The organism is Rhizobacter sp. OV335 (assembly GCF_900142965.1).
In the GTDB taxonomy this organism is placed as follows: domain Bacteria; phylum Pseudomonadota; class Gammaproteobacteria; order Burkholderiales; family Burkholderiaceae_C; genus Rhizobacter.
In genome coordinates, this window is sequence record NZ_FRCQ01000010.1 from 172,755 (window position 1) to 199,289 (window position 26,535).

General features: G+C 69.2%; 19 protein-coding genes. 6 read left to right on the top strand and 13 right to left on the bottom strand.

The genetic code is table 11. The annotated features are described in order from the left end of the window. Nucleotides 1-48 precede the first annotated feature (48 nt). Nucleotides 49-5,079 carry a hypothetical protein gene (locus tag BUE42_RS13130; RefSeq protein WP_073465547.1) on the top strand — a complete coding sequence of 1,677 codons (5,031 nt, stop codon included), beginning with the start codon at nucleotides 49-51 and terminating at the stop codon, nucleotides 5,077-5,079. A 4-nt stretch (nucleotides 5,080-5,083) separates the two neighbouring features. Here BUE42_RS13130 and BUE42_RS13135 read toward each other — a convergent pair whose 3' ends face one another. From BUE42_RS13135 to BUE42_RS13170, 8 genes are read right to left on the bottom strand one after another with little or no spacing between them, the layout of a single operon-like run. Continuing rightward, nucleotides 5,084-6,007 (bottom strand): nucleoside hydrolase, encoded by a 924-nt coding sequence (locus BUE42_RS13135; RefSeq protein WP_143171473.1) that lies wholly within the window; start codon nucleotides 6,005-6,007, stop codon nucleotides 5,084-5,086. After that, nucleotides 6,001-6,984 (bottom strand): carbohydrate kinase family protein, encoded by a 984-nt coding sequence (locus BUE42_RS13140; RefSeq protein WP_073465549.1) that lies wholly within the window; start codon nucleotides 6,982-6,984, stop codon nucleotides 6,001-6,003. The genes BUE42_RS13135 and BUE42_RS13140 overlap by 7 nt, the downstream gene beginning before the upstream one ends. Then, the gene (locus tag BUE42_RS13145; protein ID WP_073465577.1) at nucleotides 6,981-8,048 is read right to left on the bottom strand and encodes an ADP-ribosylglycohydrolase family protein; all 1,068 of its coding nucleotides are present in this window, start codon (nucleotides 8,046-8,048) and stop codon (nucleotides 6,981-6,983) included. Before BUE42_RS13145 ends, BUE42_RS13140 begins: the two co-directional genes overlap by 4 nt. Further along, nucleotides 8,045-9,079: an ABC transporter permease gene (locus BUE42_RS13150; protein ID WP_073465550.1), complete on the bottom strand. Its 1,035-nt coding sequence runs from the start codon at nucleotides 9,077-9,079 to the stop codon at nucleotides 8,045-8,047. The genes BUE42_RS13145 and BUE42_RS13150 overlap by 4 nt, the downstream gene beginning before the upstream one ends. Beyond that, complete coding sequence (locus tag BUE42_RS13155) at nucleotides 9,076-10,152, bottom strand: ABC transporter permease (protein WP_073465551.1); 1,077 nt, start codon at nucleotides 10,150-10,152, stop codon at nucleotides 9,076-9,078. Before BUE42_RS13155 ends, BUE42_RS13150 begins: the two co-directional genes overlap by 4 nt. Further along, complete coding sequence (locus tag BUE42_RS13160; protein ID WP_073465552.1) at nucleotides 10,149-11,729, bottom strand: ABC transporter ATP-binding protein; 1,581 nt, start codon at nucleotides 11,727-11,729, stop codon at nucleotides 10,149-10,151. The genes BUE42_RS13155 and BUE42_RS13160 overlap by 4 nt, the downstream gene beginning before the upstream one ends. After that, nucleotides 11,726-12,829: a BMP family ABC transporter substrate-binding protein gene (locus tag BUE42_RS13165; RefSeq protein ID WP_235002311.1), complete on the bottom strand. Its 1,104-nt coding sequence runs from the start codon at nucleotides 12,827-12,829 to the stop codon at nucleotides 11,726-11,728. The genes BUE42_RS13160 and BUE42_RS13165 overlap by 4 nt, the downstream gene beginning before the upstream one ends. 8 nt (nucleotides 12,830-12,837) lie before the next feature. Then, a complete protein-coding gene (locus tag BUE42_RS13170) occupies nucleotides 12,838-13,599 on the bottom strand; it encodes a GntR family transcriptional regulator (RefSeq protein WP_073465553.1) in 762 nt (253 codons plus the stop codon). Nucleotides 13,600-13,808: 209 nt separating this feature from the next. Here BUE42_RS13170 and BUE42_RS13175 point away from each other — a divergent pair, with 209 nt between their 5' ends. From BUE42_RS13175 to BUE42_RS13195, 5 genes are all read left to right on the top strand, one after another. After that, complete coding sequence (locus BUE42_RS13175; protein ID WP_083614102.1) at nucleotides 13,809-16,313, top strand: TonB-dependent receptor domain-containing protein; 2,505 nt, start codon at nucleotides 13,809-13,811, stop codon at nucleotides 16,311-16,313. Between the two features lie 109 nt (nucleotides 16,314-16,422). Beyond that, nucleotides 16,423-18,849, top strand: coding sequence for an RHS repeat domain-containing protein (locus BUE42_RS13180; RefSeq protein ID WP_083614103.1), 2,427 nt, complete (start codon nucleotides 16,423-16,425; stop codon nucleotides 18,847-18,849). A gap of 8 nt (nucleotides 18,850-18,857) precedes the next feature. Beyond that, nucleotides 18,858-19,304, top strand: coding sequence for an SMI1/KNR4 family protein (locus tag BUE42_RS13185; protein WP_143171474.1), 447 nt, complete (start codon nucleotides 18,858-18,860; stop codon nucleotides 19,302-19,304). Between the two features lie 57 nt (nucleotides 19,305-19,361). Beyond that, a complete protein-coding gene (locus BUE42_RS13190; protein ID WP_143171475.1) occupies nucleotides 19,362-19,631 on the top strand; it encodes a hypothetical protein in 270 nt (89 codons plus the stop codon). A gap of 123 nt (nucleotides 19,632-19,754) precedes the next feature. Then, a complete protein-coding gene (locus BUE42_RS13195) occupies nucleotides 19,755-20,012 on the top strand; it encodes a hypothetical protein (protein WP_073465558.1) in 258 nt (85 codons plus the stop codon). A 208-nt stretch (nucleotides 20,013-20,220) separates the two neighbouring features. Here BUE42_RS13195 and BUE42_RS13200 read toward each other — a convergent pair whose 3' ends face one another. The 5 genes from BUE42_RS13200 to BUE42_RS13220 form a co-directional block, all read right to left on the bottom strand. Continuing rightward, nucleotides 20,221-21,843 carry an alpha-glucosidase gene (locus BUE42_RS13200; RefSeq protein WP_073465579.1) on the bottom strand — a complete coding sequence of 541 codons (1,623 nt, stop codon included), beginning with the start codon at nucleotides 21,841-21,843 and terminating at the stop codon, nucleotides 20,221-20,223. A gap of 2 nt (nucleotides 21,844-21,845) precedes the next feature. Next, nucleotides 21,846-22,682 (bottom strand): carbohydrate ABC transporter permease, encoded by an 837-nt coding sequence (locus BUE42_RS13205; protein ID WP_073465559.1) that lies wholly within the window; start codon nucleotides 22,680-22,682, stop codon nucleotides 21,846-21,848. Beyond that, entirely contained in the window at nucleotides 22,682-23,602 is a 921-nt protein-coding gene (locus tag BUE42_RS13210) for a carbohydrate ABC transporter permease (RefSeq protein WP_073465560.1), read from the bottom strand. Before BUE42_RS13210 ends, BUE42_RS13205 begins: the two co-directional genes overlap by 1 nt. Further along, nucleotides 23,593-24,864, bottom strand: a complete 1,272-nt coding sequence (locus BUE42_RS13215; protein ID WP_073465561.1) for an ABC transporter substrate-binding protein — start codon at nucleotides 24,862-24,864, stop codon at nucleotides 23,593-23,595. The genes BUE42_RS13210 and BUE42_RS13215 overlap by 10 nt, the downstream gene beginning before the upstream one ends. Nucleotides 24,865-25,622: 758 nt before the next feature. Then, nucleotides 25,623-26,147, bottom strand: a complete 525-nt coding sequence (locus BUE42_RS13220; protein WP_073465562.1) for an RHS repeat domain-containing protein — start codon at nucleotides 26,145-26,147, stop codon at nucleotides 25,623-25,625. Nucleotides 26,148-26,535 lie beyond the last annotated feature (388 nt).

The window sequence follows — 26,535 nt, forward strand, 5'->3', positions numbered from 1 at the left end:
GGCATTCCAGTCCAACGACCGCATTGGCCACGCAAGGAGTACCGCGCCATGTCCTTCCCGTCCCTCCCCGACAAGCTGTCCAAGCGTCCTGCCGACCCGCTGTCGCCGCCTGCGCTGACGCACGCGAAGCAGCCCTCCCTCGGCAGCCACGATGGCCATGACGGCATCTCGAAGCCGACCTCGCCGCTCGAAGGAAAGGTCGACACGCGCCGTGTCTCGAAGGCCGATCGCACGCGGCGCACCCACCGGACCGAGGCGGCCTCGCTCGCGTCGTCCCGCGCCACCTCGGCGGAGCGCGAGCCGCCGACGCCGTTCGAGATCGCCCGGGCGAACTACGGCACGAGCCTCGCGAACCTGAAGGCCCTGCCGGGCGCCTTCTACGCACCGTCCGCGTCGGCCGGCCTCGCGTTGAACGGCCTGAACGACCACGACGGCGTGCTCATCGTGCCGGCGAAGGACGGCCAGAGCATGGTCGCGGAGCGTTTCGCCGTCGTGAAGCAGAACATCGGCGGCGAGGACCGCTACTTCATCAAGGGCCACGGCGACTTCGCGGTGCCGTTCGAGGACTTCAGGCGCGTTCTCGACGAGGTCAATGCCCGCACTGACGCGCAGACCACCGAGCACCTGAAGGACCTGAAGAAGGAACTGCAGACGGCGCTCGGCACCAAGCCGTGGGAAGACCCGCTGCTCGAGACCCCGCTGCGCAGCGAGGTGCTCGCGCTGTCGGCCAAGTCGGACCTGAGCTTCCGGCGCGACGACAAGGAATCCGACGACGTGCTGGTGCCGAAGCCGCTGAACCCGACGCCGTTCCCGAAGAAGGTGTCGTGGGCCAATTCGGAGAACGCGCTGTGCCCGGGCTGCGGGCCGGTGCTGAAGAACGGCACCCGGCTGTACCAGCTCGACTGGAACCGCGTCGAGAACCGCCTGATGGGCTTCAAGAACAACAACGGCGGCGTCGAGCGGCCGGATTCGATCATGGCCGACACGGTGGCCGGCCACAAGGCGCCGGTGCTGGTCGACGGGCCGGTGATGTTCGAGCTGTCGGGCATCAAGCGTTGGCAGCTGATCGGGCCGGCCAACGAGCAATCGGGCGCCAGGGGCGGCGCGGTCTCGCGGGCCGGCACGGCGGCGGGCCAGCTGCTGAAGTCCGCCACCGGCCATGGCGACAACGCGATCGCGCAGGGCACCGCGGACCAGCTCGACACCGTGATGCACAAGCTGCGGCCCGGCGCGAAGATCCGCATCACCACCGAGGACGGCGCGGTGCACGACCTGATGCTGACCGACAAGGGTATGAGCCTGTCGCTCGCGAAGACCACCGCCGGGCCGGGCGGCGGCGACCACAAGGGCGCGCTCGGCGTCGGCATGGACCTCGACTCGATCGGCAACCGGAAGGACGCAGAAGACGGACCGACCGACCTGCGGCGCGTGCAGGCCGACGTCAACGTCTACTCGTACCAGGGGCACTACACCGGCCGGCACGGCACGCCGGACGGCCTGCCCGATCCGCAGCTGGTGCTGTCGACCGGCGAGCCGCTGAAGGCCGGTCCGTTGGTGAACCAGACGAACGATGCCTACGGCGTGGCGCAGGCCTTCGGCCGACTGGCCTTGTACAAGCCCAACCTGGCGGGCCCGGGCGGCGGCGCCCGCGCGCGGCTGGTCAACGTGCTGATGCTGGCGCTCGCGAAGTTCGGTACCACCGCGCTGTCGGCGATGGCCGACGAGGCGATGCGCGGCAAGGACGGCGTGCACATCGACGGCGCGACGCGCTTCTCCGGCGTCGGCAGCGGCAAGGCCTCGATCGGCACGCTGGCCGGGTCGACCGCGCTGATCGTGCTGGCGCAGGAGCTGGCCACCGCGCTGAAGGAGGCGATCCTGCCGGCCATCCCCGAGGGCTGGCAGCACCCGAGCAGCGACGTCGCGCGCAACGCGCTCACGCTGGTCGGCACGGCGCTCGAGGAAATGGCGCGGCTGGAGATCAACCTCGGCGTGCAGAAGCTGCTCGGATTGCGCGAGGGCACCGGCTGGGACCACGCGACGCTCGCGATCTCGTCCGGGCTGAAGGCGGTGCTGGAGACGGTGCGCGACAACATCGGCGGCCCTGAGGCGCGGCCCTACGCGCACATGATCATCGACGGCGCGGAGTCGCTGCAGTACATGATGCTGCGCGTGACCGGCATGGTGATGAGCGAGCCGCCGGGCGAGGCCGGGCGGCTGACCAATTTCAACGAAGCGGCGCGCACGCGCGTCAACCTGCGGCTGTACGACCAGGTGCTGGCGCCGGTCTTCGCCCAGCTGCTGAACTCGCAGGGCATCCTCGGCGAGAACGCCAACCCGTTCGACCACCAGATCGCGCGCGAACGCATGATCGAGCGCTTCGGCTCGCAGTTGAAGACCGCGCTGACGGCGCTGATGGACGGCGACACCGGGCCGCTGCAGGCGATGGTGAAAGACAAGGGCATCGTCGCGACCGTGCGGGCCAACCTCGAGCAGGTGCTGCTGGGCGGGCGCGACAAGGCCGACACCGAGTTCTTCAGCAACACCGACCAGAAGCGCGAGCACCTGAAGCAGATGCTGAACCGCGTCGACCTGATGGCCGGCAGCCTGGACGCGACCATCGCGCTCGTCGGCTCGATGATCGAGCCGCTGCACGCCTGGTTCTCCGGCACGCCCGACACCCCGGCCGCGCTGGAGGCCGGCATCCCCGCGAACCGCGTCGCCCGTGCGATCCAGATGCAGGACCTGTCCGACGACGGCACGGTGGCGCGCCGCGACGAGCGCGAGCAGCACCTGCAGGCGACCCGCGATGCGCAGGGCGCCCGCATCCTCGGCGCACAGACCCACGCGGCCGGCACCGCCGTGCTGTCGGCCGGCGCGAAGCCGCCGACCACCAACAGCCTCGACGAGGCCAGCCCGGCCCAGCGCCGGTTCGTGCAGGCGCAAAGCACCCAGCTGCAAGGGCGCCACAACGCGCTGGCGGAAGCGGACGGCTCGCTCGACCTGTCCGGCAAGCAGGGCGGGCCGCTGCGCGCGATGCTGCCGCAGCCCACCAGCGTCGACTATGCGCAGCGCACGCGACTGGCGGCCGGCAAGACTTCGACGCTGGGCGTGCCGGCCGCGTTGCGCGACGGCACGGTCCACAAGCCGGGCGTGCCGCTCGACGTGGTGCCGAAGGGGGTCGGCACCTTCGCCAACCGGCTGCAGGCCGATTCGATGCCGCAGCACGTGCCGATGACCAAGGCCGCCGGCATGAAGGACGTCGTGAAGGGCCGCGCGCCGGCGAGCCGCATCCCGGTGATCACCGAGCCGGCGGTGTTGGACGCCGAGATGCGCAAGCGCATCGACCAGTCGGTGCGCGACTACACGGTGGAGTCGCAGTTCTTCCACTACCCGCTGCGCTGGCCGGTCACCGGCGAGCCGCAGTACCTGAACATCGTGCCGGGCGTGCAGGTGCCGTACAACGTGCTGAACAAGCCCGGCAACGTGAAGGGCGAGAAGCGCGAGCGGGTCGATCCGATCGAGGCGCTGTACGCCAACATCGGCTGCGCGCGTGCCGAGAAGTTCCCGGCCGAGCTGCTGCGCGCGGTGGTCACCGAGGCCGTCTACAAGCCGGGGACCGGTGGGGCCGAGCCGAGCGGCGAGCTCCACGCGGGCGGCAGCAAGGGCGTGCTGACCGAGATCTTCTCGGCCTCGGGCTCGGACAAGGTGGCCGCGCAATTCAACCTGCCGATCTCCGGCTTCGGCGCCGCGCCGCGCGACCGCAGCCAGCGGCTCGACCTGGTCGAGGAGACCGGCGTCAACGTCGCGACGATGAGCGACCTCGCGCAGGCCGAGGTGATCCTGATGCCGGGCGGCGTGTTCACCGTCAAGCACGTGGATTCGAATGCCGGCAAGCCGCCGCGCGCCGGCGGCGAGGCGACGCCGCAGGACATCGGCCAGGTGGTCTACATGGAGCAGCAGGACACCTACCTGCTGGAGAAGGCCTTCGACGAGCACCTGCCGTACCTGCGCGACGGCACCGGCATGGCGCCGAAGGACGGCACGCTGATGATCCACCCCGAGACCGGGCAGTTCATGCGCTTCACCGAAACACCGGGCAGCGCCGACAAGCTGTACGACCCGGCGACCGGCAAGTTCGCGGCCTTCGATCCGGCGCATCCGCCGGCGCGCGGGGGCTTCAAGTTCGTCGACGCGACGCGGAACTACTTCCTCGGCAAGCCGCTGGAGTTCGACAGCACGCCGGACCTGCAGGCGCTGTGGCGCCATCCGTACACCGGCGACAGCGCCAAGCGCAGCACCAAGGACGCGATCCACGCGGCCATCCTGCGCGGTGCCGACAGCGACCCGATCGTCAACCATCTCGACGAGGCGACGAAGAACCTGCACCACGAGCATTTCCGCAAGAAGGGCGGCTTCTACGACACCCGCCTGAACGGCGCGGGCGTGCGGGAGTACATCAACCCGCGCGCACAGGCCGAAGCCGCGGCCACCGCGAAGACCAGGCAGGACGCGGGCGAGGTCGTGAAGGAGAACCTGGGCGCCAAGCTCTACGACACGCCGCAGACGCCGCTGCAGACCGAGATGCTGGCCTGGGCCACGGCCAGCATGCTGCGCACGCCGATCCAGCTGGTGCCGGTGGGCGAGGATTCGGGCGTGCCGGCGGACGGGCTGAACATCAACGAGACCTATGACAAGGTCGACTTGCTGAAGCACCCGTTGGAGAAGAAGCCGGACCCAGCGGTGGTGATCGGCGTCGGCAAGGACGGCTACTACGCGATGCGCAACCAGAACGGCAAGTTCGTGCCGACGCACCGCATCTCCGGGCGCAGCGAAGGCCGCACGGCCGAGAATTTCATGCAGGCCTACCTGCGCGCCGGGCCCCTGGACAAGGCCGACTACGCCGAGCTGCCGGCCGGCGAGGGCGAGGACAAGCCCAGCTACGTGCCGGGCAACCGGGCCGCGAGCTCGGGCCGCGCGCTGTACGACAAGCTGGGCAGCTTCGCCGCCACCAACTACATCGTGCTGCAGCAGGCGCTGGTCGCGCGCCGGGACGAGGCGCAGGGCCGGGCCGATGCCTGACGAATCAGGCGAGCCGCGCGATCTCCGCGTGCACCCGCTCGAGCAGGCCTTCGCGATCGACCGCGGTCGCAAGCTCGAAGCGGGGGCCGTGACCATCGGCGTCGGGCCGCAGCCGGCCTTCGTCGGGGCCGGGCGCGCGCTCGACATCGGCGTGTAACTGCCGGCAGTCGAACAGCTGCGGCGCGAGCGCGAACGCCACCGGGCAGGCGTCGTGCAGCAGCGGGTCCTCGAAGGCGTAGGCCGCGAGCATCGCGTGCGCCGCGCGGCCGGCGCGCGTGCGCAGGCGGCCGAGCGACGCGATCCAGTCGGCGCTCATCGCGGCCTGCGACGTGACGTCGAGCCCGAACAGCGTCAGCGCGGCGCCGGCGTTCAGCACCACGCTCGCGGCCGTCGCATCGGCATGGAAGTTGAACTCGGCCGCCGGCGTCACGTTGCCGGGGCAGAACGCCGCGCCGCCCATCACCAGCAGCGCCTTCGCGCGCCGCAGCAACCCGGGCTCGCGGATCTCGACCATCGCGAGGTTGGTCAGCGGGCCGATCGCGATCAGCGTCAGCGTGCCGATGGGCTCGTCGCGCAGCGTCCTCGCGAGGAAATCGACCGCGTGCTCCTGGCGTGGCGCGGGGCCGGCGGCGAACGCGATGCCGCCGAGACCGTCCTCGCCATGGACGAGGTTGGTCCGTGCCTCGGGCAGCGCGAGCGGCCGCGCGCAGCCGGCATGCACCGGCACGTCGCCGCGCCCGGCCAGTTCCAGCAGCGCGCAGGCATTTGCCGTGGTCGTGTGCACCGGCCGGTTGCCGGCGACGCAGCTGACGCCCAGCAGGTCCAGCTGCGGCGAGGCCGCGGCCATCAGCAGCGCGAGTGCGTCGTCGATGCCGGGGTCGCAATCGAGCAGGATCTTCGTCGGGTCCATGTTCGTCGGACTCAACACGGGCAGTCCTCGTCGGTCACGTCGGCCGGCGCCGCAGCCGCCGCGCCGAGCATCGTCGCCATGTTCTGCGGTGTCGCCAACCCCGAGCGGGCACCGACGGCCTGCACCGTGCGGCTGGCCGCCGCGCACGCGAAGGCGAGGCAGGTGGCCAGGCTGCGCCAGCGCCGCCGCGCGACCAGGAAGGCCGCATTGAAACTGTCGCCGGCGCCGGTGGTGTCGATCACGCGCACCGGCCAGGCCGGCTGCACCGCCCAGTCGTCGGCGCTCGCCGCGATCGCGCCGCGCGCGCCCAGGCTCACGACGATCACGCGCGGCCCGCCGGCCGCCAGCATGTCGCCCAGCGCCTCGCGCGACGGGATGCGCCCGCTCGCCGACAGGAACCCCGATTCGTTGAAGAACGCCACGTCGCTGCCGGCCAGCAGCGCGGCCAGCGTCACCGGGTCGCCGGCCACCTCGCGCTCGACGTCGATCGCCACCCGCGTGCCGACCGCGCGCGCCGCCGTGCTGAGCCGCGCGAAGGCCTCGGCGTCGTACGGCATCGTGTAGACGCAGCGGCTGTCGGCCAGCGCGTCGATGAAGCCGGGGCGCTGCTCGGGCGAGGCCTCCCGGCGCCGCTTCATCGGCACGTAGACGATCGCCCGCTCGCCGCCACCGCTGACGAACACCGTCGTCATCGCCGACGCGGTGTCGCGGCGCTGCGCGAGGTGCGCGGTCGACACGCCGTGCAGCTGGAAATCGTCGATCAGCAGTTGCGCATGCGGATCGTCGCCGACCTCGCCGAACACCGCGCTGCGCCAGCCGAGCCGGCTCGCGGCGCAGGCCACGTTCGATTCGGTGCCGCCGGCGTAGACGCCGAGCGCCCGCCCGAGCGCCTTGTCGTCCCAGCGCGGCAGGCGGCGCGCGCCGATCACCAGGTCGACGCACGGGTTGCCGACGGCGAGCAGGTCGATGCCGCGCGAGGCGGGCGCTTTCTTCATGGGCCCACCGGCCCGCCGGCGATGCGCGCTAGGCCGGCGGCCAGCGCATCGAGCTCGTAGTCGCCGTCATTGGCGGCGCGGAACTCGCCGTACAGCGGCTGCACCAGCGCGTCGCGGCCGTGCATCGCGCCGGCGATCGCGCCGGCCATCGTCGCGATCGAATCGGTGTCGTTGCCGATCGACGCGCACAGCGAGATGGTGCGCAGCGGGTCGGCGTTGGCATAGGCCAGCACGCCGATCGCGGCCGCCACCGATTCGGCGGCCAGCACCGAGTTGCCGACCTGCTGCTCGGTCTCGACCATGAACGCGCGGTCGTCGCCGGCCGCGCGCGCCTGGTCGGCGATGTTCAGCGCCATCATCAAGCGCGTCGCGAAGCGCGGGCCGGGCACCCGGCGTGCGCGCTGCGCGGCGATCTCCTCGCCGATGCGCGCGCCGTCGATGCAGGCCTGCAGCACCGCGTCGAGCGAGCACGGCAGCAGCGCCTGCGCGACGCCCGCGGCGATGGCGCAGGCCGACGAGACCGCGACATCGGTGTCGTGCGACGGCAGGCAGGTCACGAAGGCCAGCTCGCAGGCGGCGCGCAGGTCGCCCGGGTGCACCAGCCCGCAGGGCGCGACGCGCATCGCCGCGCCGTTGGTGTTGCCGACCGTGCTCATCTTGCGCGACGAGCTGCCGATCACGCCGACGCGCGAGACGTCGTCACCGTTCTGCAGCGCCTTCACGATGTTCGCGGTGCTCGGTCCCATGAAGCCGGCCTTCGGGCTGGTGGCGGCCCAGTCGAGCAGGCAGGCGACCCAGCCGTCGTGGTCGAGCCGGCCTTCGGCGCGCAGCAGTGCACGCGCGAGGTAATACATCTGGCTGGCGTCGTCGGTGACCTCGGCGCGCCGGCCGCCGTTGGCGCCGGCGAAGGTGTCGGGCGGCGGATCGCCGAAATGCCGCACCAGGCCGTCGTGCGCGGTGGCGATCTCGGCGATGGTCCATTGTTCGGTCTGGGCTCCGAGGGCGTCGCCCATGCCTGCGAGGCACAGCGAGCCCAGGATGCGCTCGTGCAGCGCGTGGGTCATGTGGTGGTTACTCCCTGCGGCGCGGCCGGCGGGGTGGCGCGCCATTGATGAAGCGACGCCGCGGCGAGGCGGCGTTGCGCGGCAGTGCGCCGCTGGCTGAACACCACCAGCGCGACGATCGTGACGAGCGGCGGCACCATGTAGACCACCTGGCTCGGAATGTCGAACAGCGAGAGCTGCGTCGCGAGCACCGACGACGCGCCGAACAGCAGCGCGGCCAGCACGGTGCCGAGCGGGCGGCGCCCGCCCATGAAGACGGCGGCCAGCGCGAGGAAGCCGCGCCCGGCCGACATCTCGGCCTGGAACAGCGTCAGGTAGCCCATCGACAGGTACAGCCCGCCGAGGCCGGCGAGCACGCCGCTGGCGGCGAGCGCGAGGTACTGCAGCCGTTTCGCGGGCACGCCGCCGGCACGCGCGGCCACCGGGTTCTCGCCGACCGCGCGCAGCCGCAGCCCGAGCCGCGTGCGGTACAGCGCGAACGACAGCAGCGCGGCGGCACCGAACGCGACCCACACCATCAGCGGGTGGCCGCCGCGGCCGTCGCCGTTGAGCAGCGTGTCGAGCGCGGGCCAGCCCTGCAATCCCGGCAGGTGCAGCACCGGCTGCACCGAACTCGCGAGCGTGGCGGTGGAGCCCTTGTCGCCTGTCAGCGTGACCATCAGGAACACCGTCAGGCCGGCGGCCAGCAGGTTGATGCCGATGCCGGCGACGATCAGGTCGGCGCCGAACTCGAGGTGGAACACCGCGAGCAGCAGCGCGCCCAGCACCGCCGCCGCGAGGCCTGCGAGCAGGCCGATGAGCGGCGCGACCCAGGGCGCGGCGCCGGGCAGCCACTGCAGCGCATACGTCGAGCCGATCACGCCGAAGAACGCGGCCAGCAGCATCAGCCCTTCGAGCGCGACGTTGACGACGCCGGCCAGCTCGGCGACCAGGCCACCAAGTGCGGCGAGGATGATCGGCGCGGCGGCGCGCAGCAGCGCGGCACCCAGCGTGGCGGCGACCAGCGCGAAGGAGGTCGACTCGAGGCTCATCGCGCTGCTTTCCACTTCAGCCACGACGCAGGCAGCAGCCGCTGCGACACCACCAGCAGCACGACGCAGGCCTGGATCACCAGCACCATCTCGCGCGAGACATCGCTTGCCAGCTCCATCGCCTGCGCGCCGGTCTTCAGGTAGGCGTACAGCAGCGCCGCGAGCGGCACCGCGCGCGGCTCGTTGCGCGCCAGCAGCGCGACCACCAGGCCTTCGAAGCCGAGGCCGGGGTTCAGGTCGACCGGCAGCCGCTTCAGCAGCCCGTGCGACAGGTGGAAGCCGGCGAGTCCGGCGAATGCGCCGCCGATCGCCATCGACAGCGCGACCGTGCGCGCCACCGGCACGCCGGTCTGCGCCGCGAAGGCCGGTGCATCGCCGACCACGCGCAGCTCGTAGCCGAGCGTCGTGCGGGCGAGCAGCCAGGCGGCCAGCGCGGTGGCCAGCGGCACCAGCAGGATCAGCAGCGTCACGTGCGTGCGCGGCAGCAGCGGCGCGAGCAGCGCGGGCGTCGGCACCGCCGGCGTCGCGATGTAGGCGATGCCGCCATCGTGGAAGGCGTGCGTGACGACCGCGCGGAACAGCTGCACCGCGATCAGGTTCAGCATCAGCGTGGTGACGATCTCGCTCGCGCCGAAGCGCGCCTTCAGCACGCCGGCGATGCCGCCCCACAGGAAACCGGCCGACAGCGCGGCGATCAGCGCGACCGGAAGGCCCAGCAGCGGAAAGCCGCCGAGCTGCACCCCGACCCAGGTGGCCGCCAGCGCGCCGAGGAAGAACTGGCCATCGGCGCCGATCGAGAACTGGCGCGCGCGAAAACCGAACAGCACCGCGAGGCCGAGCAGGCTCAGCGTGACCGTGTCCTCGATCACGGCGCCGACGCGCGTCAGCCGCATCAGCTGCCAGCCGGTCTCGTCGGACCAGCGCAGCTGCGGCATCGGGCCGGTCAGCAGCGCATGGAACGCGATGCCCGGCGTGCGGCTGACGAGGCAGGTCAGCGCGAAGCCGACCGCGAGCGCCAGCACGATCGCGAGCCAGGCGGGCGGCCGCTGCAGGCCGTCGGAAGGTGTCGTCATGCGCGGCTCTCGTTCGGATCGGTGAACGGCGCATCGAGCGCCGCGCTGCCGCGGCGGTCGGCGGCCAGCCCGGTCATGTAGCGGCCGATCTCGCGCGCCGACACCTGGTTGGCCGCGAAGTGCGCGACGACGCGGCCCTCGTACAGCACCGCGATGCGGTCCGACAGCGCGAGCAGCTCGTCGAGATCGGCCGAGATCAGCAGCACCGCCGCGCCGCCGTCGCGCAGGCCAACGAGCGCGCGGCGCAGCGTGTCGGCCGCGCCGATGTCGACGCCGCGCGTCGGCTGGCAGGCGAGCAGCAGGCGCGGTTGCGCGTCGAGCTCGCGGCCGACGACGACCTTCTGCATGTTGCCGCCCGACAGCATGCCGATCGGCTGCAGCTCATCGCGTGCGCGCACGCCGAACGCGTCGATCAGCCGGCGCGCGCGGGCGCGGATGAAGGCCAGGTCAAGCACGCCGCGGCGCGACGCGGGCGGGCGGTGGTAGTCGATCGAGCTGCTGTTGTCGGCGATGTCCAGCGTGGGCGCGACGCCGCCGTGCAGCCGGTCCTCGGGGATGCAGCCGATGCCCATCGCCTGCGCGCGGCGCACGCCTGGCATCAGCGGATGACCGTCGATGTCGGCCCGCCCGGCGCTCGCCGGCAGCAGGCCGCTCAGCACCTCGGCGAGTGCCTTCTGGCCGTTGCCTTCGACGCCGGCGATGCCGAGGATCTCGCCGCGCGCGACGTCGAAGCTCGCGTCCAGCAGCTCGGGCCGGCCGTGCGGCGGCACGTGGGCCAGGCCGCGCACGCGCAGCAGCGGCTCGTGGCCGCGAGCATCGACGCGCGCGACCGGCAGCGCCGGCAGCGGCTCGCCGACGATCATCGACGCGAGCGCGGACGCGTCGGTGCCGGTCGACTCGCCGCGCCCGCTGACGCGGCCGGCGCGCAGCACCGTGAAGCGCTGCGCGACGCGCTGCACCTCGGCCAGCTTGTGCGTCACCAGCACGATGGACAGGCCGGCACGTACCAGTTGCTGCAGCGACGCGAACAGCGCATCGCACTCCTGCGGCGACAGCAGCGCGGTCGGCTCGTCGAGCAGCAGCAGCCGCGCGCCGCGGTGCAGCGCGCGCAGGATCTCGACGCGCTGCTGCGCGCCGGCCGACAGCCCGGCGACGCGCGCCTGCGGGTCGACTTCCAGCCCATGCTGCGCGGCCAGCGCCTGCACGCGGCGGCGGGCGGCCTGCCGGTCGAGCAGGCCGTGGCGCAGCGGTTCGGCGCCGAGCACGACGTTCTCGGCCACCGTCAGCGAGCCGAACAGCTGCAGGTGCTGCGGCACCAGGCCGATGCCGCAGGCGATCGCAGCGCGCGGCGAGGCGAAGCGGCGTTCGGTGCCGTCGACCGTCAGCACGCCCTGGTCGGGCGACTCCAGCCCGTACAGCATCTTGATCACGGTCGACTTGCCGGCGCCGTTTTCGCCGACCAGTGCATGCACCTCGCCGCGCTGCACCTCGAACGAGACGCCGTCGGCCGCGAGCACGCCGTTCGGGTAGCGCTTGACGAGGCCGTCGAGCTGCAGCATCGGCACGGCGTCGTTCATGGCGCGCTCGCGGGCGAATTGAAGGCCGACGGCACGCGAACCTGCCCGCTGACGATGGACTGCTCGACGCGATCGAGCTCGGCCAGCAGCGCCGGCGAGGCCTGCGCCAGCACCGGCGCGCTGCGCGCGAGGCCGATGCCGCGGCTCGCGAGCCCGAGCGATTCGGTGTGGCCGTAGGGCAGCGCGTGGCGGCGGTCGAGCGTCAGCGCGCGCAGGATCGCGACGTCGACCTGCTTCAGCACCGAGGTCGCGATCGCCGCGGCGCGCTGCGGGTTCGAGTGGCTGTACATCAGGTACTGATCGGCATCGACGCCGATCGCCCAGCGGCCGGCCTCGGCGGCAGCCTCGATCACGCCCTGGCCCGAACCACCGGCGGCCTGGAACACCGTGCCGGCGCCCTGGGCATACAAGGCCTTCGCGATCTCCTTGCCGGTGGCCGGGTCGGTGAACGAATTGACGTACTGGCGCAGCACGCGGGTGCGCGGATCGGCCGCCTGCGCGCCGGCGGTGAAGCCGACGATGAAGTCGTCGATCACCGGGATCTGCATGCCGCCGACCACGCCGACGGTGGGTGCCGCGCCGCCGGCCGTGGCGCCGAGCCGCGTGGCGAGGTACCCGGCGAGGTAGGCGCCCTCGTTCTGCCGGAACAGCACCGAGTAGACGTTGTCGCAGCGGCACTGCGCGCGGTCGACCGCCGCATCGAACACGATGAAGCGCAGCTTCGGGTAGAGCGGCGCGAGCTTCTGCACCAGCGGCGTCATCGTGAAGGTGCCCGTGACGATGACGTCGAAGTCGCCGCCATCGACCAGGTCGACGAAGGCCGATTCCCAGCGCGTCGGGTCGCCGCCGCCCTCGACCGCGCGGGTGTCGATGCCGAGTGTGTCGTGCGCCTGGCGCAGCCCGCGCGCGGCGGCGTCGTAGAAGCTCTGGTCGCCGAGGGTGCCGTTGACAAACAGCGCGACGCGGGTGGGCGCTGCGGTGCCCGCCGCCGGCCGTGCGACGCCGGGCCGCCACTGCGCGAGCAGCAGCAGCGCCGCGGCGACGGCCAGGCCGGCGAGCACGCGGCGCCACCGGGCGGCGGGCATCGGCAAGGCGGGCATGCTGCGGCTCAGAGCGCGTTGCTGTGCCGGTTGATGCGCGTGCTGTAGCGGTAGCTCGGCACGTACTTCATCAGGCAGTACTCGATCGGCTCGCGGCGCTCGGACAGCGTGACGCGCTCGCACACCAGCAGTGGCGTGCCGCGCGGCACGCCGAGCAGCTCGGCGTCTTCGCTGTCGGCGGCGGCGGCGGTCAGGTTCTCGATCGCCTCGGCCGGCACGATGCCTTTCTCTTGCAGCAGCCGGTACAGCGAGCCGGCGGCCTCCAGCGCCGCGCGGTCGATGCCCTGGCCAATGCTGGCTGGCAGCAAGGCATCCTGCAGGCCGACCGGCTGGCCGTTGATCAGCCGCGTGCGCTTGATGCGCAGCAGGGCTTCGCCCGGGCGCAGGCCCAGCAGCCCGGCGACCGCCATCGACGCCGCGGCCGGCTCGATCGCCAGCACCTTCTGGCCCGGCAGCCCGCCGCGCGCCGCGGTGTCGACCGAGAAGCTGTCGAGGAAGCGCGACATGTTGCGCACGATCGACGGCTCGACGAAGGTGCCGCGGCCGTGGTCGCTGTACAGCACGCCGCGCTCCTCCAGGTAGCGCACCGCCTTGCGGACGGTGTCGCGACTCACTTCGTAGGTCTCGGCCAGCTCGCGCTCGGACGGCAGCGCCTGGTTGTCGGCGAAGCTGCCGCGCTCGATGGTCTGCAGCAGCTCGTCGGCCAGCCAGCGGTAACGCGGTGCGGCGGCGCTGTCGGCCGGCGGGGCAGGGGGCTTCGTGGCGGGCATCGTGGGTTTCCTCTCTGAATTTTTCAGGAATCCTAGTCGTGGTACGTACCACGAGTCAAGTTCTCTGGTTGAAAGCAGTCCCCAAACTGTCACACATGCCTGACAAGATGCCGACCGTTCTGGCGCCGGATTGACTAGTGGTACGTACCACTAACACAATGACCGCCTGACTGACGAAATCTGTATCAACCGTTCAGAAGAGGTATTCCATGGCAAGTTTTCCGAGCGTTCGACTCTCGATGATCGCAGCGGCGGTGCTGGCGGCCGCGTGCCCGGCGATGGCGCAGACGGCGGCCGAACCGGCGGCGCCGGAGACTGAGAAGACCGAGGCGGCGCAGAAGCCGGCCGCCGAGCCGCAGCAGCTGCCGACGCAGATGATCATCGGCGCCTCCCTCGGCAAGGGCGAGGCGCGGGCCAACACCGTGATCGACCAGCGCGCGATCCAGGAGCAGCCGCACGGGCTGGACCCGCTGAAGCTGCTGTCGCGCGTGCCCGGTCTGCAGGTGGGCTCGGGCGATGCGGTGGGCGGCAGCTTCTCGACGCGGCTGTCGATGCGCGGCATGACGAAGGAGCAGATCGGGCTGTCGATCGACGGCATCCCGAACGGCTCGACGCTGTCGAACGGCGGTTCGATGCCGATCCGGCTGCTGGACCCGTCGAACCTGTCGCGCGTCAACGTGTCGCAGACGGCCGGCGAGATCGGCACGCCGTCGAACCAGGCGCTGGGCGGCTTCATCGACTTCCAGACCCGCGACCCGGCGCGCCTGCGCGGTGTCGACATCGAGCTGTCGGCCGGCAACTACGGCTACCGGCGCGGCTTCGTGCGCTTCGACACCGGCGAGATCGCGCAGGGGCTGACGGCCTACGTGGATGCCGCGCACGACTACATCCACACCTGGCCCGGCGACCAGTCGGGCCGCAGCAGCCGCGATCACTTCGACCTGCGCGTGCTGCAGCAGTTCGACGGCGGATCGAGCCTGCGCGCGACCGTCAGCTACAACGACATGTCGAGCAACGACTACGACGCGGTCGCGCTGAGCGCGCGCAGCACCGGCTACAAGTCCAACTTCGAGACGAACCCGGAATCCGACGGGCTGACCGACCAGTGGACCGGCGACCCGGCGAAGGACCAGAACTACCGCCGCACGCGCGGCATCGACAGCAAGGAGCTGTTCGCGCACGTCGACGGCACGCTGAAGCTGAACGAGCTGACCACGCTGACGCTGAAGCCGTACTACCACCACCAGGAGGGCAACGGCTGGTTCTACGTGCCGTACAAGCAGCTGCCGGCGAACGGCCAGCTCTACAGCCCGGTCGGTGCGACCGACAAGGGGCCGGTCGCCACGGTGCAGGAGTGCTACGCGAACCAGTATCAGCGCAACCCGGACGGTTCGCTGATCAAGCTGCCGGCGGTGGCTTTCCCGACCGGCGTCACGGCGGCCACGCTGAAGGCGGCCGGCTGCCCGGCCGCGGCGGCCTATGCGATGAACGACCAGAGCGCCTGGGGCGCGCGCGAGGCGAGCACGCGGCGCGGCGGCTACGAGACCGACCGCACCGGCACGCTGGCCGAGGCCAGCACGGTGCTGGCCGACATCCACACGCTGCGCGTCGGTGCCTGGTACGAGCACATCGACCGCACGAAGACGCGCAACTGGTACATGGCCAGCGACCCGGCGCGCAGCGGGGACTATGCCGACAGCGGCCTGTACTCGATCACGCAGGACCGCAACTACCGCTCGCACTCGTCGATGGCATATGCACAGGACCGCATGAGCCTGCTCGACGACCGCATGGAACTGGACCTGGGCGCGACCTACCAGAGCTTCACCGAAACCTACCGCTCGCCGGTGGAGTTCAACGGCACGCGCGAGCTGAGCGTGAACAGCAAGCTGCTGCCGAAGGTGGCGGCGCTGTACCGCATCGGCAAGGAGTGGGAGGTGTTCGCGAGCGGGTCGAAGAACTTCAGCGCGATTCCGGATTCGGTGTTCGAGGGCACCGCGGCGGTGGATTCGAAGAACGGCATCAAGCCCGAGACCTCGATCAACAAGGACCTGGGCGTGCGCTGGATCGGCCGTACGGCGGGCCTGACGGTGCAGCTGTACGACATCGACTACCGCGACCGCATCTCGATCCAGAACGGCAACCCGAACGGCGACATCTTCTCGCGCGACGCGACGACGACCTTCCAGAACCAGGGCGGCATCAGCTCGCGCGGCTTCGACGTGACGGGGCGCGCGCTGTTCGGCGCGCTCGAGCTGTACGCGAACTACGAGTACAACGACGCGCACTACACCGAGGACACGCCGTTCGAGAACATCCGCGGCGGCGACCCGGTGCTGGGCGTGGCGCGGCACAGCGCGTTCGCCGAGGCGAGCTGGCGCACCGACCTGTGGCGTGCGGCGGTCAACGTGAAGTACGTCGGCGAGGCAGCGGGCTCATTCGACGTGCGCGACACCGCCGGCAACGTGACGTATGCGCGCGAGACCATGCCGGCGTACACGCTGGTCGGGCTGTCGGCCGGCTACAAGCTGCCCGGCAACCTGTTCGGCGCGATCGCGAAGGCCGAGCTGACCTTCAACGTCGACAACCTGTTCAACGAGCACTACCTGGGTGGGCTGGGGCAGGAGCTGACGACGTCGAGCCCGCTGACCTCGGGGCGCTACTTCCTGGGCAGCCCGCGGACGTTCTTCGTGGGGCTGAAGATGCATCTGTGAGTTGTGAGGTGTGAGCGTGGTCAACCGGACAGATGGACCGGTTGACCCGCATCGGGCTGGATTTCTAGACTGCGCCGCATCTGAACGACAAGACCAGGGAGGGTCTTTCATGAAGCATGCGTGCGCCGGCCTGCGGGCCGTGATCGGCTGTTCCTTTCTCTGTTGCCTCTCGCCTGTTGCGGCGGCGCAGACACCGCCACCGGTGTCGCCGTCGCCGACGACGCGCTACGAGTACGACGCGATGGGGCACGTCACGAAGATCCTTCGTGGCGCGAGCGGCGACAGCACCTCGATCACCTACGACAGCGTCTACCGGATCACCTCGATCACCGATGCGAAGCAGGGCTCGATTCGCTTCGGGTACTGGGGCATGACGCCCTACATCAACAAGGTGACCGACCCGCGCGGACTGGAGACGCTCTACGAGCGCACGGGCCTGGGCCATGTGGCGAAGATCGTGAGCCCCGATTCCGGGACGACGGAGTTCACTTACGTGCCCGGGAGCGATCTGGTGCAGACCGCGCTCGACAGCCGCGGCGTGCTGACGCGCTACACCTATGACGCAGGGGCTGTGCTGACCAGCGTGACACGCAGCCAAGGTGGGCGCAGCGAGCCGCCAACGCAGTTCCGCTATGACGAGCAGGGGCCGGGATTCACCTACACGATCGGACGGCTCAGCAGCACGAGCCATGCGGGCGGTGGCAGCCGCTACAGCTACGCACCGCTCGGCGACCTGCTGACGGACATGCAGGTCCTCGATGCGGCCAGTGGCGCCAACGCGGCCAGCGTCACGCACACCGTGCGCTACGGGTATGCGTCCGGCGGGCGCGTCCGCAGCATCGTCTATCCGTCAGGCCACAAGCTGCACATCACGCTCCACCGCGGAGACGTGACAGCGATGGCGCTGGCACCCAATGAGACGGCCGAGCCGTCACCGTTGATCAGCGCCGTCAAGTGGGCGCCGTTCGGCATGGGCATCGACGGCTGGCAATGGCACAGGAGCGGTGGACCCGTGCCGCACGAGCGCACGTTCGACCTCAGCGGGCGCATGACGCGCTACCCGATCGGCCAGTTGCTGCGCGATGTTCGCTATGACGCGCAGGACCGAATTGCCGCGTTCACGCATCAGCAACTCGACGGCACGTTGCAACCGGCGCTCGACCAGCAGTTCGGCTACGACGAGCTTGACCGGCTCACGAGCGTGGTGACCGCGACGACCAGTTGGTCGATCGCCTATGACCCGAACAGCAACCGCGCGAGCGTGAGCCTCGACGGCATCCCCAGCCGCTACGACACCGCGCCGACGAGCAACCGGCTGAGCGGCGTGACGAACCCGGCGCGCAACCTGGTCCACGACGACGCCGGCAACACGACGAGCGACAGCGCGGGCTACACGGCGACCTACGACATGGCCGGCCGGCTCGCGACGCTGACCAAGGGTGGCATCACGACGACCTACACCTACAACGCGATGGGCCTGCGCATCCGCAAGGTAAGCAGCACGGGACCGCAGAGCACGGTGATCTACGTCTACGACCAACAGGGCCAGTTGCTCGGCGAGTATGACCACGAGGGCAAGGCGATCCGCGAGTACGTGTGGTTGCAAGACGTGCCCATCGCGGTGTTCATGCCGAACCCGGCAGATGCGAACGGCCCGCCGCTGGTGTTCCACATCCACGCCGATCACCTGAACGCGCCGCGGGCGGTGCTCGACACCAGTGGCGCGATCCGCTGGCTGTGGCTGGCCGAGCCGTTCGGCACGACCGCGCCGGTCGTGGATCCGGGCGGACGTGGCCCACTCGCGTTCAGCCTTCGCTTCCCGGGACAGGTGGCGGATGCCGAGAGTGGGCTGTTCTACAACTGGAATCGATACTACGACCCCACGAGCGCGCGGTACACGCAAAGCGATCCGATCGGACTGGCAGGTGGAAGCTCATCGACGTATGGCTACGTGAACGGCAACCCACTGATGTATGTCGACTTTTATGGTCTCTTCGGGATGGACGATGTATGGGGAGCTGTTTACGCTGGCACCGGCGGATGGTCTCCCTCGCAGGGGTTGGTCGACTTTGGTGGCGGCTTCGGTGACGTCGTGACGTTCGGAGTGACGATGCAGGCTCGAAACCTCCTTGGCATCGAGGACGTCAATCGATGCTCGAAGTGGTACACGGCTGGCGAGGTGGCGGGCTTCGTCGCCGCGATGTCGACAGGTTACGTCGCAGGGACGAGGTCATTCGCGAGGCAGGCCAGTCCGATGAACTGGAGTAATTTCTCGCATTCGGCAACGCCGGCAAGTTGGAGGCGAGGAAGCTGGTGGAGCAGGGCGGGCAACAGGGCCAATGGCGACTACATTCCAACCACAGGCACGAGACCAGACCTCCATGACCTGATGGACGCAACGGCTGCGAATGTCGGCGGTTCCTACAAGACGTGGCCCGCTTGGCGGAGGCTGCCAAACCGCATGCCCTACACACCCGGTGCCGCGGTGTACGGAGGGGCTTCTGCCGCTCGGAATGAATGCGTATGCGAGAACTGAAGATGGACTTGGACACGCTCACGAAGACGGTGCATTCAGCCAGTCGAAAGAAATTCTTTCGGCAGAAGCCCATGTTCACACCCTACAGAGCAACTTCTCTCGATGAGCTCGAAGCCGTCGAACGAAAAATCGGGGTCGCCATGCCAGGTGATCTTCGTCGCTGGATCCTGGCGCTTGGCTACGGAGATATTGATGAGGACCTCAGCTTCCGTGAGGAGTGGTTCGTTGCCATAGAGAGCGGTGAACTGAAAGGCGGCGCGCTGTTCGCTCAGGACACTCTGGGTAACTTCTACGGTTTCGACATTTGCGGGTGTATCTATTTTTTCTCACGATCCGCGCCTGTCTTCTCGAAGCTCTCAGAGAGCTTCTCCGAATTCATCGAAGAGCTTGTCCGACGCGACTACAGGATTCTCGACTGGGTCGATGCGCTCGCAACGCAAAGGTACGAGTGGTGACTCACCGCCGACGTTCAAGGCCGGCACCTTCGAGCAACTGTGTCGTGCGATCGGATCGTGATCGATTTCCTCATGGCTTCCTCCAATCTGGTTCTTCGAATCGTCTACCTGAGTCCCTCCGTCGACGACAAGCTGCGTGACGAGGCCTATTCCACGCGCACGAGCAAGAACGACCTTATCCGCCGGTACATCGAAGCGGGCATGAAGGCCCTGTCCGGACAGGGCGCCTCCCCATCGGCTGCTGCAAGGAAGGCACCTGCGGCCAAGAAGGCAGCGCCGGCAATGAAGGTACTCGCGGCGAAGAAGACCGCTCCTGCCAGGAAGTGAAGGCGTTCACGACAATGGCATCTGATTGCGGTGTTTCATCCTTCCCCTTGTGGATGGCGGAGCGCAGACCCAAGGTCTACCTTTCAGCGTCACCGCGTTCAGACGGTCGACGAGGGGAGAACCATGCGAGGAATTGCAATCGCGCTGATCGTGATCATCACATTCGCAGCGGGGAGCGTGGACGCCAAGGGCTCAGACAAAGGTTCTAGCAGCTCGGGAGGCGCACACCACGTTGCGGGTCACACCACCAAGAGTGGAAGCTACGTCGCGCCGCATCGCGCAACGAACCCGAACAAGTCCAAGCACGACAACTGGTCGAGCAAGGGCAACACCAATCCGGATACCGGCAAGAACGGGACGAAGAATCCCGACAAACCATGAGCGCGCTTCGCCGGGTGTTGCGCGCGACGGCGAGCTGGGGCGTGCTCGGTCTGCTGTTGTCGGCATCGGTGCCGGCGATTCAGGGCTGCGGTGGAGGCGGCAGCGACAGTGGCTGCTGCAAGACCTGTACCGAGGGAAAGGCCTGCGGCGATTCCTGCATCGCAGTGAACCTGACCTGCAATTCACCGAGTGGGTGCGCTTGCAACAACTAGGCGGCTGTTTTCACCCGCGCAAACAGCATCCCGCACCGCTCCAGCCGCACCTCCCCGCCTTCCAGCAGGGCCCCGATCGACCGCCCTTCCACCGCCACCGCATTGCGGTCGATCCGATAGTCCGCCGGCTCGCCTGAGAGGTTGAACACGCAGATCAGCGATTCACCCCCCGCCACGCGCTCGAAGGCCAGTACTTGGTCGGTCGGCGCCAGCAACTGCAGCGCACCGTCGCGCAGCAGCCGCTCCCCGCGGTGCCAGCCCAGCCAGTCCACGTAGAACGCATGCAGCGATCCCGCATCGCCCACCTGCTCGCGCACCGCCAGCGGCAGGTGCTCGTCGGCGATCGGCAGCCACGGCGTGCCGGTCGTGAAGCCGGCGCCCGGCGCGCGCGTCCACGGCATCGGCGTGCGGCAGCCGTCGCGGCCCATCTTCTGCGGCCACATCGTGATGCCGAACGGGTCGCGCAGTTGCTCGAACGGCACGTCGACCTCGGTCAGCCCGAGTTCCTCGCCCTGGTAGATGCACTTGCCGCCGGGCAGCGACAGCAGCAGCGCCGCGGCCAGCTCGGCGCGCTGGCGCGCGGTCGCGCCCCAGGCCGACCAGCGCGACGCGACGCGCTCCACGTCGTGGTTGCCGACCGACCAGCACACCCGCGAGCGGCTCGCGTCGCGCAGGTACTCCTCCAGCACGCCGGCCAGGTGCCGCGCCGAACAGGCGCGCTCCAGCAGCCGGAACACGTAGGCCATCTGCAGGCGCTTGTCTCCGGCGGTGTACTCGGCCAGCGTCTTGTACTGCTGATCGTCGCCGATCTCGCCGAGCAGCACCGAACCGGGGAAGCCCTCGCACAACGCGCGCAACCGCTCGATGAAGACCAGGTTCTCCGGCTGCGTCTTGTCGTGCAAATGGCGCTGCCACGCATACGGGTTGCTGCGGTGCGCCGCACCCGCGAACTGGCCCCGCGGCTGCGGCGGGTTGTTGCGCAGCTGGCGGTCGTGCGTGTAGAAGTTGACGGTGTCGAGCCGGAAGCCGTCGACACCACGCACCAGCCAGAAGCGCGCCACCTCGAGCAGCGCGTCCTGCACGGCCGGCGTGTGGAAGTTCAGGTCGGGCTGGCTCGCCAGGAAGTTGTGCAGGTAGTACTGCTCGCGCCGCGTGTCCCATTGCCAGGCCGAACCGCCGAAGATGCTCAGCCAGTTGTTCGGCGGCGTGCCGTCGGGCTTCGCATCGGCCCACACGTACCAGTCGGCCTGCAGGTTGCTGCGGTCGGCGCGGCTCGCGGCGAACCACGGGTGCTGGTCGGAGCTGTGGCTGAGCACCAGGTCGATCATCACGCGCAGCCCCAGCGAATGCGCGCACTCCACCAGTGTCTCGAACGAGCGCATCGTGCCGAACATCGGGTCGACGTCGAGATAGTCCGACACGTCGTAGCCGAAGTCGCGCATCGGGCTGCGGAAGAACGGCGCGATCCACACCGCGTCGACGCCCAGGCCTTTCAGGTAAGGCAGGCGCGCGGTGATGCCGTCGAGGTCGCCGATGCCGTCGCCGTTGCTGTCCTGGAAACTGCGCGGGTAGACCTCGTAGACGACGGCATGCCGCCACCAATCGATGTGCTGGTTCATGTTCATCCCTTGACGGCGCCGGCCGTGAGGCCGGACACGATGTAGCGCTGGAAGGCCAGCACCAGTGCGATCAGCGGCAGCGTGACGATGACCGACGCCGCCATCAGGTTCCCCCATGGCAGCTCGTAGCTGCTGGCGCCCGAGATCAGCGCGATCGCGACCGGCACCGTGCGCTCGGTCGACGACAGCGTGAAGCTCAGCGCGAACAGGAACTCGTTCCACGCGCCGATGAAGGCCAGCAGCCCGGTCGCCACCAGCGCCGGCCACAGCATCGGCAGGAAGACGCGGAAGATCATCGTGAACACGCCGGCGCCGTCCATCAGCGCGGCCTCTTCGATCTCCTTCGGCAGGTCGCGCATGAAGGTGGTCAGCACCCACACGGTGAAGGGCAGCGTGAACAGCAGGTCCGACAGCATCAGCGCCGCCAGGCTGTCGTACAGGCCGAGCGCGCTGACCAGCTCGAACAGCCCGGCCAGCACCGCGACGTGCGGAAACATCGAGACGCCGAGGATGGTCAGCATCAGCGCCTGCCGGCCCCGAAAGCGCACCCGCCCGAGCGCCCAGGCCGACAGCAGCGCGAGCCCCAGCGACAGCGCGACGACCACGCCGGCCACCAGCGTCGAATTCAGCAGGTTGGTGCCGAAGGGCTGGTCGCGGAACAGCGACACGTAGTTGCCGATGACGGCGCGGCTCGGCCAGAACTGCGCGCTGAACAGGTCGCTGCCCTGCTTGAACGAAGTGGCGATCGCGTACGCGAGCGGGAACAGCGAGATGAAGACGACCAGCAGCGAGGCCGCGCGGCGCAGCGTGGTGGCGATGGGCGATTGCCGCGAGCGCATCAATCGAGTTCCCGCATGCGCGAGCGCGTCGCCAGCAGCCAGGCGAGCGTGACGACCGCGATGGTCGCGAACAGCAGCGTGGCCGCGGCCGAGCCCGCGCCGATCTTCTGGAAATCGATCAGCTGCTCGCGCACGTAGACTGACATGCTGCGGGTCGCTCGGCTGTTGGAGGTCATCACGTAGATCACGTCGAACACGCGCAGCGCGTCGAGGCCGCGGAACACCATCGCGACCAGCATCGCCGGCAGGATCAGCGGCAGCGTGATGTGCGTGAAGATCGTCCACGGCGACGCGCCGTCGATCTGCGCTGCCTCGTGGCAGTCGCGCGGCACCATCTGCAGCGCGGCCAGCGTCAGCAGCGCCATGAAGGGCGTGGTCTTCCAGACGTCGACCATCACGATCGTGACGAACGAGAGCGACGGGTCGGCCGTCCACGCGAGCGGCTCGCTGGCGAGGCCCGCAGCGACCAGCGCGGTGTTGATGATGCCGAACTGGTCGTGCAGCATCCAGGTCCACATCTTGGCCGACACCACGGTCGGGATCGCCCACGGCACCAGCACCGCGGCGCGCAGCAGCGTGCGCAGCCGCGACGGGTGGTTCAGCAACAGCGCGATGCCCAGCCCCAGCAGCGTTTCGAGCAGCACCGAGCTCACGGTGAACAGCAGCGTGTTGCCGACCGAGGCCCACCACTCGGGATCGAACAGCACGCCGCCTTCGCCGAAGCGCTCGCCGAGGTAGTTGTCGAGCCCGACGAAGCGCTGCGTGCCGAGCGCCGACAGCTTCGCATCGGTCAGGCTGAAGAAGATCGTGCGCGCGAGCGGCCAGCCGGCCACCGCCGCCAGCACCGCGAGCGTCGGCAGCACCAGCCACCAGGCCTGCACGCGCCGCGCGCGCTGCAGGCCGGTGCCCTTCAGTTCCATTTGTCGGCGGGGGCGAGCTTGTTGAGTTGCTTGTCGAGGTCGGCCACCGCCTGCGGCGCCTTGGTCTTGCCGGAGAGCACGTCGTGCGCGGCGTTCCAGAACAGGTTGCTGACCTGGTTGTACTGCGCGGCCGTCACCGTCGACGGGCGGCTGACGGCCGCGGCGAAGGTGCTGCCGAGTTCGGCCATGAAGGGGTTGGCCTTCATCACGTCGGCGTCCTTGTAGAGGGCCGGCAGCGTCGGGTTGTACGAGGCCTTGATCGCGCGGTCTTTCTGCACCGCGGCGCTGACGAGGTAGTTCACCAGGTCGGCGGCGATGGCCTGGTTCTTCGAGTACTTCGAGACCGAGAGCTGCCAGCCGCCGAGCGTCGCGGCGCTGCGGCCTCCCGTGCCGCCGGCGGGCAGTGGCATCACCCCGACCTTGCCGGCGATCTGGCTGTCGGGCTTGTGCGCGAGCGCCCAGACGTAGGGCCAGTTGCGCAGGAACACCGCGTTGCCCGACTGGAACACGCCGCGGCTGTCTTCCTCGGCGTAATTGAGCACCGCTTTCGGCGTGATGGTGCCGACCCAGCTGGCGGCGGTCTGCAGCGCCTTGATCGCGTTGGCGTTGTTGACCGAGACCTTGCCGTTGGTCTCGACGATGGCACCGCCGCCGAAGCTCGCGAGCCATTCGGTCGCGTTGCAGCTCAGGCCTTCGTAGGCGCGGCCTTGCCAGACGAAGCCCCACATCTTCGGGTTGCCAGCGGCGCGTTCGCCGTCCTGGATCTTCTTGGCGGCGGCGGCCAGCGCGTCCCAGGTGGTGGGCGGCGAGACCTTGTATTTCTCGAGCAGGTCCTTGCGGTAGAACAGCAGCCCGGCGTCGGTGAACCACGGCATCGCGACCAGCTTGTCGCCGACGGTGTTGTTCGCGACGATGGCCGGGAAGTGTTCTTTCTCGGCGCCCTTGGTGTAGGGCTTCAGGTCGATCAGGTGGCTGGCGAGCAGGCCGGGCCAGACGACGTCGATCTGGTAGATGTCGATCTTGTCGGAGCCGCTGCCGAGGATCTGCTGGTACAGCGCGAGGCGCTCGTTCGAGTCATTGGGCGCGTTGATGACCTGCACCTCGTTGCCGGTCTTCTGGGCCCAGGCGTCGGACTCTTCCTTGCAGAGCTGGAATTCGAGCCCGACGGCGCCGCACGAGATCTTCAGCGTGACGGCCTGGACGCCGAACGCGCTCAGGCACAGGGTCGCGGCCAGCGCGGTGGCGCGGAGGGTGGCTTGCATCGTGTTGTCTCCTGGTGTCGGGGCTGTCGACTGCAGCCCGCGGCGTGGATTGGAGGCTTGGCCGGTTAACGCTGGATTTCTTGTTGCGGCTTGCTGTTCATGATTGAAACATTGCTGGCGCGGGCTCGGCGCGGCGGGTGGCGGGAGGGGCTGGGGGCTCATGCTGGAGCGGTCGGCCCAGGGGCCGACTCCACGAAGAAGATCGGCTTCGGGGGTGCATCGGCAAACTCCCTCCACTCACTTCGTTCGTTGTGGTCAGACAGTGCCGATGAGTCGGTCTACGAAGCGGGCTGCGCCCGCCACCCCCGAAGCCGATCTTCTTCGTCACCCCAGAAATCGCCCCCACAGCCCACCCCCAGCCGCACCACGCGGGCGGCTTGTGTTTGGGGGCTGATTGAAGTGACCGTTGATCCCCGGATTCCGCTGCGCTGCATCCGGGCTGCGTAGCCCGGGTGACATCCGGGGATCCACCTTCACTTGTCAGGTCTCGCGAGGTTCCAGCCTCAGCCTTCGGACCGCCATCAATACGATGCATGCCGCCAGAACCAATAGCCACAGTGTCGTGCTGCGAACGAACACCGTGCAAAGCGTGCCGATGATCGCGACATCGAGATCGATGTAGTGCCCACCTTCTCGTTCACGCACGCGGATCGAATAGGCCTTCCCGCAGGACTGGCAGCGCGCGTCAATACGGCCCGCCAACGCTCCCAGGATTCTGGCGAGGGGCTGTGCGGCGCCACAGCTGGGACAAGCGGTGTTCACGGAATCGCCGCCTCGCAGAGCTTGCACTTCTCTTCGCAATCGACGGCTGCGCGGCAAATCGCCTGACCTCCGACCCAACCCGCGCGAGCGCCCATGGGAATGGTGGCAGGTGCGACGGCGCCGCCTGAAGGAACACTCAGCAATGCGCCGGCCACGGTGCCGAGCTGGGCGCCGCCAAAGGAGAAGGCGCTGCACATGGCCATCTGCCCAAGCATGCAGTTGGCCATGCAACTGTTGTGGCGCCGCTGCGCTTCCGTCATGGGAAGCGGAATGTTCTGGGGAACCTGCTGGCATGCCACCGGGTTGTGCCCCATCAGCATGCACAGGCTCTCGGACGGGCGATCACTGCTCTTGAGGCCATTGGGGTCAATGAGGCTCAGTGGGTTGTTCTCGACGTAGGTGTAGGTTCCGATGCTGCCTGCCAGCCCGGCGGGATCGGACGCTACATAGCGGCTCATCGTCAAGTCATGGGTTCTGGCGTGGTTGTAGACGAGGTGCACGGCGGTCGGACAACTCTTCATGGTCGATCTCCCTGAGTCCATCGCGGCAGTGCGAACGATCGGCAGTCTTCTCAAAGAGACTGCTGCGCGTCAGTGGAGAGTTGTCCGGGTCGTGATTTGCAGATGGCGGTATCGCGCGCCCAGATGGCCGATGGGTCCTTGGCGCGTAGCCCGTGCGACAACCCGGGGATCAACCTTCACTTGTTCGCTTGTCACCTCCCAAAAGGCAGGGCGGTGGCACAAGGCGCGTGCGGGGAGGCTGTGGAGCGCCAATAAGGAGGGGGCGCCGGAGCTGGCTGGTTTCATGGCCCGCGTGCGCAGCACGCTTCGTGAACTGACTGTCGCCGACTGTTTGACCACAACGAACGAAGTGAGTGACGGGAGTTTCGGCGACGGGCCATGAAACCAG

Bases quoted from the DNA above. Each gene is read 5' to 3' on its own strand.
- BUE42_RS13130 (WP_073465547.1), top strand. From the start codon at position 49: ATGTCCTTCCCGTCCCTCCCCGACAAGCTGTCCAAGCGTCCTGCCGAC.
- BUE42_RS13140 (WP_073465549.1), bottom strand. From the start codon at position 6,984: ATGAAGAAAGCGCCCGCCTCGCGCGGCATCGACCTGCTCGCCGTCGGC.
- BUE42_RS13145 (WP_073465577.1), bottom strand. From the start codon at position 8,048: ATGACCCACGCGCTGCACGAGCGCATCCTGGGCTCGCTGTGCCTCGCA.
- BUE42_RS13150 (WP_073465550.1), bottom strand. From the start codon at position 9,079: ATGAGCCTCGAGTCGACCTCCTTCGCGCTGGTCGCCGCCACGCTGGGT.
- BUE42_RS13155 (WP_073465551.1), bottom strand. From the start codon at position 10,152: ATGACGACACCTTCCGACGGCCTGCAGCGGCCGCCCGCCTGGCTCGCG.
- BUE42_RS13160 (WP_073465552.1), bottom strand. From the start codon at position 11,729: ATGAACGACGCCGTGCCGATGCTGCAGCTCGACGGCCTCGTCAAGCGC.
- BUE42_RS13165 (WP_235002311.1), bottom strand. From the start codon at position 12,829: ATGCCCGCCTTGCCGATGCCCGCCGCCCGGTGGCGCCGCGTGCTCGCC.
- BUE42_RS13170 (WP_073465553.1), bottom strand. From the start codon at position 13,599: ATGCCCGCCACGAAGCCCCCTGCCCCGCCGGCCGACAGCGCCGCCGCA.
- BUE42_RS13175 (WP_083614102.1), top strand. From the start codon at position 13,809: ATGGCAAGTTTTCCGAGCGTTCGACTCTCGATGATCGCAGCGGCGGTG.
- BUE42_RS13180 (WP_083614103.1), top strand. From the start codon at position 16,423: ATGAAGCATGCGTGCGCCGGCCTGCGGGCCGTGATCGGCTGTTCCTTT.
- BUE42_RS13195 (WP_073465558.1), top strand. From the start codon at position 19,755: ATGCGAGGAATTGCAATCGCGCTGATCGTGATCATCACATTCGCAGCG.
- BUE42_RS13200 (WP_073465579.1), bottom strand. From the start codon at position 21,843: ATGAACCAGCACATCGATTGGTGGCGGCATGCCGTCGTCTACGAGGTC.
- BUE42_RS13205 (WP_073465559.1), bottom strand. From the start codon at position 22,682: ATGCGCTCGCGGCAATCGCCCATCGCCACCACGCTGCGCCGCGCGGCC.
- BUE42_RS13210 (WP_073465560.1), bottom strand. From the start codon at position 23,602: ATGGAACTGAAGGGCACCGGCCTGCAGCGCGCGCGGCGCGTGCAGGCC.
- BUE42_RS13215 (WP_073465561.1), bottom strand. From the start codon at position 24,864: ATGCAAGCCACCCTCCGCGCCACCGCGCTGGCCGCGACCCTGTGCCTG.
- BUE42_RS13220 (WP_073465562.1), bottom strand. From the start codon at position 26,147: ATGAAGAGTTGTCCGACCGCCGTGCACCTCGTCTACAACCACGCCAGA.